Origin of the sequence: Luteimonas campi (assembly GCF_051162505.1) — a bacterium.
Classification (GTDB): Bacteria; Pseudomonadota; Gammaproteobacteria; order Xanthomonadales; family Xanthomonadaceae; genus Luteimonas.
Map to the genome: position 1 here is coordinate 502944 of NZ_JBNWEM010000003.1, position 14659 is coordinate 517602.

Annotated in this window: 15 protein-coding genes and 1 tRNA gene; 7 read left to right on the forward strand and 9 right to left on the reverse strand. The window is 70.4% G+C overall.

The window, feature by feature from the left end:
- Positions 1 to 61: 61 nt before the first annotated feature.
- From ACQYVW_RS12190 to ACQYVW_RS12200, 3 genes are all read left to right on the forward strand, one after another.
- A complete protein-coding gene (locus tag ACQYVW_RS12190) occupies positions 62 to 604 on the forward strand; it encodes a GNAT family N-acetyltransferase (protein ID WP_434947156.1) in 543 nt (180 codons plus the stop codon).
- 135 nt (positions 605 to 739) lie between these two features.
- Complete coding sequence (locus tag ACQYVW_RS12195; RefSeq protein ID WP_434947157.1) at positions 740 to 2230, forward strand: alanine/glycine:cation symporter family protein; 1491 nt, start codon at positions 740 to 742, stop codon at positions 2228 to 2230.
- Between the two features lies 1 nt (position 2231).
- On the forward strand, positions 2232 to 3110 hold the full coding sequence (locus tag ACQYVW_RS12200) for a TrmH family RNA methyltransferase (RefSeq protein WP_434947158.1): 879 nt from the start codon (positions 2232 to 2234) through the stop codon (positions 3108 to 3110).
- A 113-nt stretch (positions 3111 to 3223) separates the two neighbouring features.
- On the opposite strand, the gene ACQYVW_RS12205 is transcribed toward ACQYVW_RS12200, so the two are convergent.
- From ACQYVW_RS12205 to ACQYVW_RS12225, 5 genes are all read right to left on the reverse strand, one after another.
- Positions 3224 to 3415 (reverse strand): hypothetical protein, encoded by a 192-nt coding sequence (locus tag ACQYVW_RS12205; protein WP_434947159.1) that lies wholly within the window; start codon positions 3413 to 3415, stop codon positions 3224 to 3226.
- A 374-nt stretch (positions 3416 to 3789) separates the two neighbouring features.
- Entirely contained in the window at positions 3790 to 5169 is a 1380-nt protein-coding gene (locus ACQYVW_RS12210; protein ID WP_434947160.1) for a M28 family peptidase, read from the reverse strand.
- Positions 5170 to 5243: 74 nt separating this feature from the next.
- Positions 5244 to 5648, reverse strand: a complete 405-nt coding sequence (gene mscL / locus ACQYVW_RS12215; protein ID WP_434947161.1) for a large-conductance mechanosensitive channel protein MscL — start codon at positions 5646 to 5648, stop codon at positions 5244 to 5246.
- A gap of 51 nt (positions 5649 to 5699) precedes the next feature.
- Complete coding sequence (locus ACQYVW_RS12220; RefSeq protein WP_434947162.1) at positions 5700 to 6413, reverse strand: fumarylacetoacetate hydrolase family protein; 714 nt, start codon at positions 6411 to 6413, stop codon at positions 5700 to 5702.
- A 3-nt stretch (positions 6414 to 6416) separates the two neighbouring features.
- Positions 6417 to 6698: a hypothetical protein gene (locus ACQYVW_RS12225; RefSeq protein WP_434933565.1), complete on the reverse strand. Its 282-nt coding sequence runs from the start codon at positions 6696 to 6698 to the stop codon at positions 6417 to 6419.
- 81 nt (positions 6699 to 6779) lie between these two features.
- Here ACQYVW_RS12225 and ACQYVW_RS12230 point away from each other — a divergent pair, with 81 nt between their 5' ends.
- The gene (locus ACQYVW_RS12230; RefSeq protein WP_434947163.1) at positions 6780 to 7130 is read left to right on the forward strand and encodes a Rieske (2Fe-2S) protein; all 351 of its coding nucleotides are present in this window, start codon (positions 6780 to 6782) and stop codon (positions 7128 to 7130) included.
- 6 nt (positions 7131 to 7136) lie between these two features.
- Here ACQYVW_RS12230 and ACQYVW_RS12235 read toward each other — a convergent pair whose 3' ends face one another.
- The 4 genes from ACQYVW_RS12235 to thiS form a co-directional block, all read right to left on the reverse strand.
- A complete protein-coding gene (locus ACQYVW_RS12235; protein ID WP_434947164.1) occupies positions 7137 to 8975 on the reverse strand; it encodes an SLC13 family permease in 1839 nt (612 codons plus the stop codon).
- Between the two features lie 112 nt (positions 8976 to 9087).
- Complete coding sequence (gene trmB / locus ACQYVW_RS12240; protein ID WP_434947165.1) at positions 9088 to 9858, reverse strand: tRNA (guanosine(46)-N7)-methyltransferase TrmB; 771 nt, start codon at positions 9856 to 9858, stop codon at positions 9088 to 9090.
- Positions 9859 to 9860: 2 nt separating this feature from the next.
- Positions 9861 to 10658: a thiazole synthase gene (locus tag ACQYVW_RS12245; RefSeq protein WP_434947166.1), complete on the reverse strand. Its 798-nt coding sequence runs from the start codon at positions 10656 to 10658 to the stop codon at positions 9861 to 9863.
- 407 nt (positions 10659 to 11065) lie between these two features.
- Positions 11066 to 11266, reverse strand: a complete 201-nt coding sequence (gene thiS, locus ACQYVW_RS12250) for a sulfur carrier protein ThiS (protein WP_434947167.1) — start codon at positions 11264 to 11266, stop codon at positions 11066 to 11068.
- Between the two features lie 180 nt (positions 11267 to 11446).
- Between thiS and ACQYVW_RS12255 the strand changes: the two genes are divergently transcribed.
- The 3 genes from ACQYVW_RS12255 to rimK all read left to right on the forward strand — a co-directional run bounded on the left by ACQYVW_RS12255 (position 11447) and on the right by rimK (position 14407).
- The gene (locus tag ACQYVW_RS12255; protein WP_434947220.1) at positions 11447 to 13252 is read left to right on the forward strand and encodes an autotransporter domain-containing protein; all 1806 of its coding nucleotides are present in this window, start codon (positions 11447 to 11449) and stop codon (positions 13250 to 13252) included.
- A gap of 76 nt (positions 13253 to 13328) precedes the next feature.
- Positions 13329 to 13402: transfer RNA gene (locus tag ACQYVW_RS12260), tRNA-Gly, on the forward strand.
- 60 nt (positions 13403 to 13462) lie between these two features.
- A complete protein-coding gene (gene rimK, locus ACQYVW_RS12265) occupies positions 13463 to 14407 on the forward strand; it encodes a 30S ribosomal protein S6--L-glutamate ligase (RefSeq protein WP_434947168.1) in 945 nt (314 codons plus the stop codon).
- Positions 14408 to 14659: the final 252 nt, after the last annotated feature.

Here is a 14659-nt window from a genome sequence, read left to right on the forward strand (position 1 = left end):
GCTGCTGCAGCGGCGCGTCGGTCCGTGCGAGGATCGGCTCCCGCCCCAGGGAGTCCCTGCGATGCCGTGGCAGGACCAGGCCATCGTCGTTGACCCGCGCATCCGCCTGCGGCCCTGGCGCATGGACGATCTGGACGCCCTGGTGCGCCATGCGGACGATCCGCGCATCGCGCCCGGCCTGAGCGACCGTTTTCCCCATCCCTACACGCGTGCGGATGGCGAAGCGTTCCTCTCGGGGGCGGTGATCGACCTCGACGATCCGGTGTTCGCGATCGAGATCGAGGGCGAGGCCTGCGGCGGCATCGGCGCGCGTCCCTTCGCAGGCGAGCGTTCGGTTGGCGCCGAGTTCGGCTACTGGCTGGGATCCATGTACTGGGGGCGGGGCGTGATGACGCGCGTGGTGGCGGTATTCGCGCCCTGGGTGATGGAGGCGCTTGCACTGCAGCGCCTGCAGGCGACCGTGGTCGAGTTCAACCTCGCCTCGGCACGGGTGCTGGCCAAGAACGGCTTTGTCGAGGAGGGCGTGCTGCGCCAGGCGGTGCGCAAGCACGGCCGCATCCACGATCTGAGGATGTTCTCGCGGGTCCGCGGCCAGCCGGCCTGAGGCCTGCCGGGCGGCGCCGACCGTCCGCACCATTGCCATCGGCATGGGAGGCGGCGGCCCGAAATCAGTTATCTTGCCGCCTTGCGCGTCCGCCGTTCCGGCCGGAGCGTCCCAACGACCGGAGGGCAGGATTCCGTGGAAGCGATTCTCGGCTGGGTGAACGGCATCATCTGGAGCAAGGCGCTGATCGCGCTGTGCCTCGGAGCCGGACTGTGGTTTTCGTTCCGCACGCGCTTCATGCAGGTGCGCGGCCTGGTCGAGATGACGCGGCTGACGTTCTCCGGCCAGAAGTCCGACGCCGGCGTGTCCTCGTTCCAGGCGCTGGCGCTGTCGATGTCCGGGCGCATCGGCATCGGCAACATCGCCGGCGTGGCCACCGCGATCGCCTTCGGCGGCCCGGGCGCGATCTTCTGGATGTGGGTGATGGGGTTCCTGGGCGCCTCGACCTCGTTCGTGGAGTGCTGCCTGGCGCAGATCTACAAGGAAAAGGACAACGAGGGTCGTTATCGCGGCGGTCCTGCCTATTACATCGAGAAGGGCCTGGGCCTGAAGTGGTATGCGGTGGTGTTCGCGCTGGCGACCATCGCCGCCGCCGGCGTGCTGATGCCGGGCGTGCAGGCCAACGCCATCGCCGACGGGATCGCCAACGCCTGCCAGGGCGGCGCGATCTGCGGATCGCTGGAAGGCCAGGTGCTGGGCATGGACACGCGCGACGCGTTCAAGCTCGGCATCGGCGTCGTGGTGGCGCTGCTGCTGGCTACGATCATCTTCGGCGGCGTCAAGCGCATCGCCGCCTTCGCCGAGCTGGTGGTGCCGTTCATGGCGGTGGGCTACATCCTCACCGCGCTGGTGGTGATGGCGCTGAACTACGAGTACCTGCCGGAGATGTTCGAGATCATCTTCTCCAGTGCATTCGGCATGCATGCCGGCTTCGGCGCGATGCTCGGTCTGGCGGTGGAGTGGGGCGTGAAGCGCGGCATCTACGCCAACGAGGCCGGCCAGGGCACCGGCCCGCACGCCGCGGCCGCGGCCGAGGTCTCGCACCCGGCCAAGCAGGGCTACGTGCAGGCCTGGGCGATCTACTTCGACACCATGCTGATCTGCACCTCCACCGCGTTCCTGGTGCTGGCCACCGGCATGTACAACGTGGTCGGCCCGGACGGGACGATGCTGCAGGAGGCGCTGCCGGGCGTCGAGGCCGGCGCCGGCTTCGTGCAGAACGGCATCAACACGGTGCTTCCAGGCTGGGGCGCGGGCTTCGTGGCGACGGCGCTGTTCTTCTTCGCCTTCACCACGATCATGGCCTATTACTACATGGCCGAGACCAACCTCACCTACATCAACGGCCACAAGACCCGGCCGCTGGCGACGCTGCTGCTGCGCCTGGCGATCATCGGGATGGTGATCTTCGGCGCGTTCCACAACGCCGGCACGGCATGGGCGCTGGGCGACCTGGGCGTGGGCCTGATGGCCTGGCTCAACATCATCGCCATCCTGCTGCTGCAGAAGCCGGCACTCCTGGCGCTGCGCGACTACGAGCGGCAGAAGAAGCAGGGCCTGGACCCGGTATTCGACCCGGACGCGCTGGGCATCCGCAACGCCGGCTTCTGGAGCAGGCGCGGCTGAGATGGGCAGGCGGCCGCCATCGCCGGGCCCCGGGCGGGATACACCCCGGGGCACGCGTGGACGTGAGGCGGCCGGGCCGGCGCGCGAGTCGCGGCCGCCCGGCGCGCGTGCACCGGCCGCAGCCGATGCGGCGGCGACGCCGGCACGCCATGCGGAGCTGCGCCTGTACGGGATGAATGCGGTGCTGGCCGCATTCGCGCGGCGCCCCGAGGCGCTGCGCAAGCTCTACCTCGCCTCCGATCGCATCGGCCAGCTGCAGCCGCTGCTGAAGTGGTGCGTCGCCCATCGCATCGGCTACCGGGTGGTCGAGGACGTGGAGGAACTGCGCCGCCTGTCGGCCAGTACCCATCACGAGGGCGTGGTGGCCGACGTACAGCGCGAGGCGCCGGACACGCTGGCGGACTGGCTGGCGGCGCTGTCTGACGGACCATGTTGCGCGCTATGGCTCGACGGCGTCGGCAATCCGCACAATCTCGGCGCGATCCTGCGCTCCTCCGCGCACTTCGGGGTCTCGGGGCTGTTGTTGCCTGCGGATGCCTCGCTGTCGCTGTCCGGCGCGGCCGCGCGGGTAGCCGAAGGCGGTGCCGAGCGCGTGCCCCTGGTGCGCCTGGGGCCGGTGGACGACGCGATCGGGCAACTGCATGCCGCGGGCTTCGCGCTGGCGGCGACGGTCGTGCGTGGTGGCGGGAATCTGTTCGAAACCGCGCTGCCGCAGCGCGTGGTGTACGTGATGGGCGCCGAGGGCGCGGGCATGGGCGACGCACTGGCCGAAGCCTGCGACCTGCGCCTGTCGATTCCGGGCACCGGGGCGGTGGAAAGCCTCAATGTCGCGGCCGCGACGGCCGTGTTGCTGGCGCAGTGGGCGAACGCGCACCGCTGACCACCAGGCGACGCAGTCAGAGCATCTCCCCGCCATCGTCGATTCGCGTGCATGGTCGACCCGTGCCGGGACTGTAGTGCCCGCGTTGCGGCTGCGTCGCACCGCAGCCGATGCTACCAGCGCATGAAGCGCAGGGCCGCGCCGCCGCCACCGGCCAGATGCACACGCGACGCATGGTGGACGCCCAAGGCTGGTCGCTGACGCTGCACCGCGGCTGGCACGTCGCGATCGCGCCACAGGGTCGCCTCGAACCGGCCTTCGCCGAGGAACGCCAGATCGCGTTCGATTTCGCGCGCGTCGGTCATCGCGCCACATGCCGGCCGCTCGCGCTGAGCCGTGCGGCCACGATGTGTTCGCCGATGTTGCGGACGGTGCCGCGAGCCGGCCTGCCGCCGCGCGCGACGCGCGGAGTGCCGCAGTGATGGCATGTGGGCGGCATCGCCTGCCGCGTCAGGCGGTCGCGGGCTCGATTCGCCAGTTTCGGCGCCGCGCGCTGGCGCAATCGTCGCGCCGAGGCGTGGGCCTGCGGACCGCATCTGTTCCGTCAACGCGCGCGTGGCCGCGCGCAGGTCGCAGGCAGTCACGCCGGCGTCGCGCCTGCCCCTCATCAGAGGCTGTACTGCGTGGAGGCACCCGCGTGCCGGTGCCGTTCCGGCCAACGCGCGGAGCGCTGGCCGCGCTAGTCGTCCTGCGGCCCCGTCTTCGGCGCGCTGCCGAAGCCCGCCTCCGATTCCGCGACCAGCCAGGCGAATGCGGCATAGGCGGCCGCGTTCTGCGCCAGGGCGGCCGGGTCGATCTTGTCGAGCGTGTCGTCGGCGTTGTGGTGCAGGTCGAAGTAGGTCGAACCGTCCTGGCCCAGCCAGGCCCAGGCGCTACCCGTCTCGGCAAGCGGGGAAATGTCGGGGCCGGGTCCGCCCTTGCCGGGCAGGTGTTCGATTCCCAGCGGCGCCAGCGCACCGCTGATGCGGGCGATGGTGTCACTGTCGCCGCCGCTGGCATCGAAGCCGTAGATGCGGCCGGCACCGAAATCGCTTTCGACCGCGATGATGTGGTTGGCGACCTCGGCTGCGTGCCGGCGGGCGTATTCGCGCCCGCCCAGCAGGCCCTGCTCCTCGTTGGCGAAGGCGACCACGCGGATCGTGCGGCGCGGACGCTGCGGCAGCTGGCCGATCAGGTGCCCCGCGGCCATGGTGATGCCGATCCCCGATGCATCGTCGATCGCGCCGGTGCCCAGGTCCCACGAATCCAGGTGCGCCGCCAGCAGCACCACTTCCTGCGGCGCGTCGCGCCCGACGATCTCGCCGATCACGTTGTGCGAGGTGTATTCCCCGTCCCATCCGCAGTCCAGCGCCAGGCGCACGCGCACCTGGCCACGCTGCAGCAGGCGCGCGAGCTGGTCGGCATCCGGCAGCGACAGCGCGGCGGCAGGTACCGGCGCGAGCCCCTCGTCAAAGCGGGTGATGCCGGTGTTGGCCACGCGCTGCGGGCTGGTGCTGGCCGAACGCATCAGGAAGCCCACCGCGCCCTTGCGGATCGCCTCGGATGGGCCGCGACTGCGCACGGCGCCGCCACGCGAGTAGCCGCTGCCGTCGCGGGCGCGCTCCATCGCGTGGTCGACGAAGGCGATCTTCCCGGCCAGCGCGCCATCCGGTGCCGCCTGCAGCGCTTCGAGGCTGTCGAAGCGCAGGATCTCGGCCTCGACGGTGCCGCCCGGGCTGCCACCCAGCGCAGTGACCACCAGCGGCTGCGCATGCGCGCCCAGCACCTGCGCCGACTCGCCGCGCCGCTCCCACTTCGGGAACGTCACCGGCTCGGTCCAGACACGGTCGTAGCCCAGCTCGCGGAACTTCGCCTGCGCCCAGGCTACCGCCCGCGCGTCGGCCTCGCTGCCGGCCAGGCGCGGGCCGATCTCGGTGGTCAAGGATTCGACCACGCTCCAGGCCGTGTCGTCGGCCAGCGCCTGCGCACGCAGCGTGGCCGCGGTGTCCAGTGCAGGATCGGCGGCTGCCGCCAGTGCGGGAACGAGGCAGGCGGACAGCAGCAGCTTGGCCAGGCGCATCGCGGACTCCGGAAAACGACGAAGCCGCGAGCCTAGCAGGCCCGCGGCTTCGCGTGCATCGCTTGCGCGGCAGGCTACTTGCGCAGCGCGTCGCGGATCTCGCGCAGCAGCACGACTTCTTCCGAAGGTGCGGCGGGTGCAGCCTCGGGCTTGCGGTGGATGCGGTTGATCACCTTGACCAGCAGGAAGATGGCGAAGGCGATGATCACGAACTGCACCAGCGTATTGAGGAAGGCGCCGAAGCCGAGGACGACGGCAGGCACTTCCTCGCCGGCCGCATCGACGCTGGCCGCGCGCAGCGTCCAGCCGATGTCGCTGAAATCCATGCCGCCCAGCAGCAGCCCGATCGGCGGCATGATGATGTTGTCCACCAGCGAGGTGACGATCTTGCCGAACGCGCCGCCGATCACCACGCCCACGGCGAGGTCGATGACGTTGCCGCGCATCGCGAATTCCCGGAACTCACTGATCATGCCCATGGGCGCCTCCTCGAACGGTATGAATAGCGATGCCGCGGGGCGGCGCGGACACTATGCCGACGGCGTGTGGACCTGGCAACGCAGCTCCAGCAGGTCGTCCAGGCGTGCGACGCAACTGTCGCCCGGCTGCAGCGCGGCCACGCCGGCGGGCGTGCCCATGAACACCAGGTCGCCTGCGCGCAGCGCGTAGAGACGCGAGAGTTCGTGCAGGATGTCGGGCACGTCCCAGATCAGCTGGTCGAGCGTGGACGTCTGCCGGCGCGCGCCATTGACCTCGAGCGAGAGCTGGCGCGGTGCGAGTTCCCCTACTTCCCGCGCGGGCAGGAGCTCGCTCACCGGCGCGGACTGGTCGAAGCCCTTGGCGGTGTCCCAGGGCAGGCCCTTGGCCTTGGCGGCGGCCTGCAGGTCGCGGCGCGTGAGGTCCAGGCCGACGCCGTACCCGAACACCAGCGACTGCGCGGCCTCGCGGCTCAGCTCGCCGGCCGGTGCATCATGACCCAGCGCCACGACCAGTTCGACTTCGTGGTGCAGGTCCTGCGTGCCGGGCGGATAAGCCACGCGGCCGTCGGTAACGATGGCGTCGGCGGGCTTGTGGAAGAACACCGGCGTGCCGCGATCGGCCTTCGACGCTGGCGCGGTGGCGCCCATCTCGCGGGCGTGGTCGGCGAAGTTGCGGCCCACGCAGTAGATGCGGCGCACGGGAAAGGTGCCGCCGCCACGCACCGCGATGCGCGGGGTCGCGGGTGCCTCGATCACATCATGCATGGGTCAGCGCAGGGCCGGCTTGGACACCACGCGGTACTCGGCATCGAGCGTGCCTGCTCGCGGCCTGGCGGCGCGCGGGCGCAACGCGCCGCGCACCAGGCCGAACGCCAGCATCCCGACGCCCACCACCAGGCCGACCACCAGCAGCACCGACAGCAGCGCGATGCCCACCAGGCCGAGCGCCACGCGCAGCAGCGGGTTGCGCGGCTTCCGGGGCGTGAACATGTCGCGCATGCCGGAGGCATCGAAGCGGGCGTGGAGCGAGCGAAAGAAGACGGACGACATCGGCAGGGTGCGACAATAGGAAGGCGCCCAGTATCGGGTGCGGCCGCAACCAAGTTGTAACAGGAACGTTAAACGCCCGTGATGAACGCACCCTCCGCGCCGCTCCTCGCTCTCGCCGACATTCCCGATGGCGGTTTTGCCGAAGTGGAGGCGATCGTCGACGGTGCGTCCGAATCGCTCCTGCTGCATCGCGACGGCGGGACGGTCCGGTGCTGGCTCAATATCTGTCCGCACGCCGGGCGCCGCCTCGACTGGGCGCCGGGCCAGTTCCTGAAGTCGAAGGAGGGGCTGCTGGTCTGCGCCGCGCACGGCGCCAGCTTCGAGCTGCGCGGCGGCGAATGCGTAGCCGGTCCGTGCCGCGGCGAGGCGCTGAGGCCGGTCGCGCTGGCCGTGCATGACGGCATGGTCTCGCTTGCCGCGCCGGCGGCCTGACCCGGCTCAGAACAGCAGGTTCACCGCCACCACCACGATCAGGGTGTAGAGCAGCGACAGCGGCACGCCGATCTTCCACAGCTCCCGTGGCCGGTAGCCGCCGGGACCGGTGATCATCGACATCACCGGATTGGACTGGGTAACGAAGTTGTTGGACGCCGACAGCGCCACGATCAGCGCGAACGCAGTCGGGTTTCCGCCGGTGGCCAGCGCGAGGTTGACCGCGATCGGCACCACCACGATGGTCGCGCCCACGTGGCTGATCACCATCGAGAACGCAGCGGTGAGCAGGGCCACGCAGAACTCCAGCAGCCAGACCGGAAGGCCGCCGGGCAGCCGCTCGATGGTGTGGCCGGCGACCCAGGCCGCGGCGCCGCTGCCGTCCATCGCCCAGCCCAGCGGGATCAGGCAGGCCATCAGGAACACGGTCTTCCAGCTGATCGCGCCGTAGGCCTCGTCCATCTTCAGCACGCCGAACACCAGCATGCCGGCAACGCCGGTCATCAGCGCGATCGACGTCGGCACCCGGCCCGAGAGCGCGATCAGCATGGTGACGGCGAAGATCACCATCGCGATGCGGAACTTGTGCGGCCGCTGCTCGCCCTTGGGATAGTCGGTGACGATCACGAAATCGCGCTTGCCCGCGGCCTGCGCCAGGTCCTGCCAGATGCTGTGCAGCACCAGCATGTCGCCGGCGCGCAGTGGCGTGTCGCGCAGGTTCTCGCGGATCACGGTCTTGTCGCGGTTGATCGCCAGCAGGCTGATGCCGTATTGGCGGCGCAACTGCAGGTCGGCCGCGCTCTTGCCGATGAACTTCGAGGTGGGCGGAATGACCGCCTCGGAAATGCCGGCGCGGCTGGGGTTGAACAGGTCGGCGAAATTGCGCAGCCGCGAGTTCATGCGCAGGAACTGGTTCTGGGCGAAATCGGCCACCTGCTGGCGCGGTCCCATCGCGCCGAGCACGCTGCCCACCCAGATCCGCGCGTCCGGCGGTGGCGCCAGCCGCGACTCGTTGCCGGCCTGCAGGGCTAGCAGCAGCGGCGCGTTGTGCAGCGCTTCGGCCTCGCCGAAGGTCATGCCGACCAGCGGGCTGTCGGCGCTGACGATCAGCTCGTGGACTTCGCCCTCGATGCCGTAGGTGCGCGAGAAATAGCTTTCGGTGCGCGCCGGGGTGACGTTGGCATCGCCATCCTCGCGCAGCCGCCGTTTGCCCTGGAACCGGAAGTACAGCAGGCCGGCGCCCAGCAGCGCCAGGCCGATCGGCGCCGGCGCGAACATGTTCAGCGGCTCCAGCGTGGCCGCGCCCGACGGTAGGTTGGCATTGGTGGCCACCAGCAGGTCGTTGAGCAGGATCAGCGGCGAGTTGCCGACCATGGTCAGGGTGCCGCCCAGCACGATCGACACCGCCACCGGCAGCAGCAGCCGCGACAGGCTGATGCCGGTACGCGACGACAGGCGCGACACCACCGGCAGGTACAGCGCCATCACCGAGGGGTTCTGCATCACCGAGGAGTTGAGGCCGGCGATGCCCGACACCAGCAGCAGCAGCCGGTCTTCCATGCCGCGCGCGCGGCGCAGCAGCCACGCCGCCAGCCGGTTGAGCGCGCCGGTGCGGTCCAGGCCCATGCCCAGGATCATCGTGGCGATCACGCTGATCACCGCGTTGGAGGAAAAGCCGTTGAACAGGTCTTCCGGCTGCACCAGGCCGGTCAGGCCCAGCATCACCAGCACCACCAGCGCCACCAGGTCGGCGCGCACGCGCTGGAACACGAACAGCACCATGGTCAGGCCCACCAGCCCGAGCACGATCTTCATGTCCGTCGTGAGCGCGAGCTGGGGTTCCATCAGCGGGGGCGGGAATCGCGAATGGAGAATGGGGAATCGAGAAAGCCGGGCGCCACCATGGCCGGATCAGCACCCCGTCCCGCCGCCTGCATCACCGGAACCAGCGGAATGGTCATGTGTCTCCCATTCCCGATTCTCCATTCCCGATACCCGGCTTGTCGTACAGCAGGTCCCAGACCCCGTGGCCGAGCCGCTGTCCGCGGGTCTCGAAATGGGTCTGCGGACGCCAGTCCGGGCGCGGTACGTGGCCGCGCGGGCCCGCGCGGTTGACCAGTCCCGGGGTGGCGTCGAGCACGTCCCACATCCGCTCGGCATAGTCCTGCCAGTCGGTGGCCAGGTGCAAGCGGCCGGCGGGCGCGAGCTTGCGCACCAGCAGCTGCGCGAAAGCCGGCTGCACGAGGCGGCGCTTGTTGTGGCGCTTCTTGTGCCAAGGGTCGGGAAAGTAGATGCGGGCCTCGTCGAGGCCGCCATCGGCGATCTCGTGGTTCAGCACTTCGACCGCGTCGTGGTGGTAGAGGCGCACGTTGGCGGTGCCGTCGGCCGCGAGAGCGTTGAGCAGGCGGCCCACGCCGGGGGCATGCACCTCGATGCCGATGAAATCGCGGCCTGGGTCGCGCGGCGCGGCATAGCGCAATGCCTCGCCATTGCCGAAGCCGATCTCGAGCACGCGCGGCGCGCTGCGGCCGAAGGCGGCGTCGAAATCCCGCAGCCGGCCCGCATAGTCGAGTCCGTAGCGCGGCCACTGCGCGTCGAATGCGCGCTGCTGGGCCTCGGTGAAGCGGCCCTGGCGCAGCACGAAGCTGCGGACTTCGCGACGGCCTTCGACGACGGTGAAGGGCTTGGGTGGTGCCTTGGCGCCGTCGCTGGAAAACGGATCGGTCATCGTCAGCCGATCAGGCCGTCCACGGGCGACGACGCGCTGGCGTAGCGCTTGCGCGGGATGCGGCCGGCCAGGAAGGCGTCGCGACCGGCCTCGACCGCGAGCTTCATCGCCCGCGCCATGCGCACCGGGTCCTTCGCGCCGGCGATGGCGGTGTTCATCAGCACGCCGTCGCAGCCCAGCTCCATCGCGATCGCGGCATCCGAGGCGGTGCCCACGCCGGCGTCGACGATGATCGGCACCTTCGCGTTCTCGATGATCTCGATCAGGTTGTAGCGGTTCTGGATGCCCAGGCCCGAGCCGATCGGCGCGGCCAGCGGCATCACCGCCACGCAGCCGATCTCCTCCAGGCGCTTGCACAGGATCGGATCGTCGCTGGTGTAGACCATCACCTCGAAGCCGTCGGCGATCAGCTGTTCGGCGGCCTTGAGCGTCTGCACCACGTCCGGGTACAGCGTCTTCTGGTCGCCCAGCACCTCGAGCTTGGTCAGGTTGTGGCCGTCGAGCAGCTCGCGCGCCAGGCGGCAGGTGCGCACCGCGTCATCGGCGGTGTAGCAGCCGGCGGTATTTGGCAGGATGGTGTAGCGGTCGGGCGGCAGGACGTCGAGCAGGTTGGGCTCGTTCGGGTCCTGGCCGATGTTGGTGCGGCGGATGGCGACGGTGACGATCTCGGCGCCGGCGGCCTCGGTGGCGCGGCGGGTCTCGTCGAGGTCGCGGAACTTGCCGGTGCCCGTCAGCAGGCGGGAACCGTAGGACTTGCCGGCGATGACGAGGGCGTCGTCGGAGGTGGAGTGCGTGGTCATTGCCCGATTATCGCGCAAAGGGGCGGGGATGCGGGGCAGATGCAGGCGCGCGGTCGGGTGCTGGTGCCGGGGAGCGCGGATTGGTGAGGGCTTTGGATGGGTTGGGCCGGTACCTCCACGTGTGGGTGTTCGCGAGCGCAGCCGATGCAGATGGGGTCGGTGGCGCTTCGGTCGGATCGCTGATGCCGTCCGTGGCGGGGCGACCCGCTTCGGGTCGGTCCGGCCGGTTCTTGTGCGGGCGTTCGCGAGCCCAGCCGGTGCAGATGGGGTCAGTGTCGCTTCGGTCGGATCGCAGATGCCATCCATGGCGGGGCGACCCCGCTTCGGGCCGGTCCGGCCCGCACATCCATGTGCGGGCGTTCGCGAACGCAGCCGATGCCGATAGGGCATCGGCTGAGCGCGTTCGCTCACCCCCCTCCCAACGCGTGGACGATTTCGACGCGGTCGCCGTCCTGCAGGAGATGGTCGGCGTGCCGGCCGCGCGGGATGATGGTGCCGTTGACTTCGACCGCCACGCGGCGGCCGGCGAGGCCCTGCCGTTCGAGCAGGGCGAGTACGGTGCTGGTGTCGGCGACCGACAGGGCGTCGCCGTTGAGCTGGATGTCCATGCCGCGATTGTGGCCCGCCGCGCCGCGAGGTGCACGTGGTGTGCGGCAGTGCGGCGTGAGCGGTTGCCGCGCTTGCGCGACACTGGCCACCGTGCGGCCCCGTATTGGGGCTGCCTCGAGTCCTTGACCTGGAGCCGCCCGATGCCCCGTCCAACCCGTTCCATTCCCGCGCTCGCCGCGCTGTCCGCCGCCCTGGCCCTGGCCGCTGCGCCGGCCATGGCCGACGCGACCTTCTCGCGCACGGTCTTCTTCGGCGACAGCCTGACCGACGCCGGTTACTTCCGGCCGCTGCTGGTCCAGCAAAACCCGCAGGCCGCCATCCTCGGCCGATTCACCACCAATCCGGGCCTTGTCTGGGCCGAATGGCTGGCTCTCCATTACGGCACCGACGCGACGCCCAACGGCAATGGCCAGTCCGGCGACAACTACGCGGCGGGCGGCGCGATGGTGGCCACCGACCGCCTCGGACCCCCGTTCGGGCTGACCCCCTCGCTGGCCACGCAGGCCAATGCCTACCTCACCGCCAATGGCGGCCGCGCCGATCCCGATGCGCTCTATACCGTGTGGGGCGGTCCCAACGACCTGTTCTCGATCGCCGCCAACCCCTCGCAGGCGCCGCAGATCATCGGTGCCGCGGTCACCGCGCAGGTCGGTATCGTCGGCACCCTGCAGGCGGCCGGTGCGCGCTACGTGCTGGTCCCCAATATCCCGGACATCGGCATCACGCCGACCTTCCTGGCGCAGGGCACGGCGGCCTCCGCCCAGGGCACCGCGATCGCCAGCGCCTACAACGACGCGCTCTACGGCGGGCTGCAGGCCAGCGGACTGCGCGTGATCCCGGTCGACACCTTCACCTTCCTGCGCGAAGTGGTCGCGGCGCCGGCGCAGTACGGCATCACCAACGTGACCGGCACCGCCTGCCAGCCGCAGATCACCGCGCAATCCATCACCTGCAGCCCCGCGACCTACGTCGCGCCAGGTGCGGACCAGAGCTATCTGTTCGCCGATGGGGTGCACCCGGGCTCGGCGGCGCATCGCGCCATCGCCGACCTGACCATCGCGATGATCGAAGGCCCGCGCCAGATCGCGGTGCTGCCCCATTCGGCCGCCATGACCGGCCGCGGCCGCGCAGAGCGCGTCGGCGCGCAGCTCGCCGTCGCGCCGGAACAGGACGGCCGCCGCTGGTGGGCGGACCTGCGCGGCGACTTCCAGCGCTATGGCCATGGCGACAACTACGACGGTGCCGGCCCGGCGTTGACCGCGGGCCTGGGCTGGGCCAGCGGCGGCCTCACCTACGGCGGTTTCGCCGGCTACGGGCGCCAGGCCAACGACTGGGGCCAGCGCCGCGGCGAGTGGGACCAGTCGGAGGCGACGCTCGGCGGCTTCGTGGGCTGGCACGCCGACAGCGGGGCCTGGCTCAACGGCCAGCTCAGCTACACACGCCTGGACTTCGACATCGAGCGCCAGGTGCCGATCGGCCCGGCGCTGCGCGTGCATCGCGCATCCGCCGACGGCAGCAACCTCACCGCGGCCCTGCAGGCGGGCTGGAACCTGGGCGAGGGCGCGCTGCGCCATGGCCCGGTGCTGGGCGTGGTCGCGCAGCGCATCGAGGTGGACGGATTCGCCGAGGGCGATGCGGCCTCGTCCAGCGCGCTGGCCTATCCCGACCAGGAGTTCGACTCGCTGATCGGCAGCATCGGCTGGCAGGCGAGCTACGCGATCCACGCCCACCTGGCGCCGTACGCGCGGCTCACCGTCGATCGCGAGTTCGAGGACGGCGCCACCGAGGCCTTCGCCCGCTCGCAGACCACCGGCCTGGATTACGCCGTGCCCGGCCAAGCCTACGACGACACCTACACCACGCTCACCATCGGCGCGCGCACCTCGCTGTTCGGTCTCGACGCCAACCTTGGCGTGAGCCTGAACGCCGGCGAGAAGGGCGGCAAGCAGACCACCGCCTTCGCGACCGTCGGCGGCGGCTTCTGATGCCGCCCGGGGCGCCGGCGCGAACCGGCGCCCCGCGTTGCCAGCCGCACGCGGCGGGCATAGACTGGTGCCGCATGCGGGTGTAGTTCAATGGTAGAACTGCAGCTTCCCAAGCTGCTAGCGTGGGTTCGATTCCCATCACCCGCTCCAACTCCGGCGGCGGCATCATCGACACGATGGTGCCGCCGTTTTTTGCTTCGCAGGCCACGCATGAAGCTCGCGATCCTTTCCCGCAACGGCAAGCTCTACTCGACGCGCCGGCTGGTGGAGGCTGCACGCGCGGCCGGGCACAGCGTGCGCGTGCTCGATCCGCTGCGCTGCTACATGCGCATCGGCGACGACGGCTTCGCCATGCGCTACAAGGGCCGCGCCATCGACGGCTACGGTGCGGTGATTCCGCGCATCGGCGCCTCGATCACCCGCTACGGCTGCGCGGTGCTGCGCCAGTTCGAGCTGATGGGCAGCCACACGCCCAATCCAGCCGCCGCGATCGCGCGCGCGCGCGACAAGCTCGCCTGCCACCAGCTGCTGGCGGCGCAGGGCATCGGGCTGCCGGCCACGGTGTTCGGCGACAACCCCGACGACACCACCGATCTGCTGGCCCTGCTCGGCCCGCCGCCGCACGTGATCAAGCTCAATGAAGGCACCCAGGGCGCCGGCGTGATGCTGACCGAGAAGCCCTCCGCTTCGCGAGGCGTGATCGAAGCGCTGCGCGGGCTGTATGCGACCTTCCTGGTGCAGGAGTTCGTGGCCGAAGCCGAGGGCGCGGATCTGCGCTGCTTCGTGGTCGGCGATCGTGTGGTCGCGGCGATGCAGCGGCAGGCGGCGCCCGGCGACTTCCGCTCCAACCTGCACCGTGGCGGGACCGCGATCGCGATCGACACCAGCGAGGCGGAACAGGCCGTGGCGGTACGTGCGGCGCAGGCGGTGGGGCTGGGCGTGGCCGGCGTGGACCTGATCCGTTCCCGTCGCGGCCCGCTAGTGCTGGAGGTGAACGCCTCGCCAGGCCTGGAGGGCATCGAGGAGGCCACTGGCGTCGATATCGCCGGCAAGATCATCGATCTGGCCGTCAAAGGACGGGAAGGTGCTGGCTATCCGGCCCCCAGGACGCGCCCGCGGCGGCGTCCGGGCAGGGCGCCGCTCACCCGGATTTAACGAGCGCTTAATCGCCACGGGGCTACCGTGCCGCTACCGGATTCCGCGCTCGCTCGTGTTTCCTTGTCCAAGGGTCGGGCAACGGATTACGGTCATCGGGGCATTACTTTTGGGCCCAGGCGATGGCATCGTCTGGGCTCTTTTGTGGGCGCGCGTCGACGGGGCGCCCACGCGCGCCTGTGACAGAATCCGGGCCCGGCCCGGTGAACCGCTCAAGCCTTGCGCGGTCCAAGCCGGGTCAACCTCATGGAA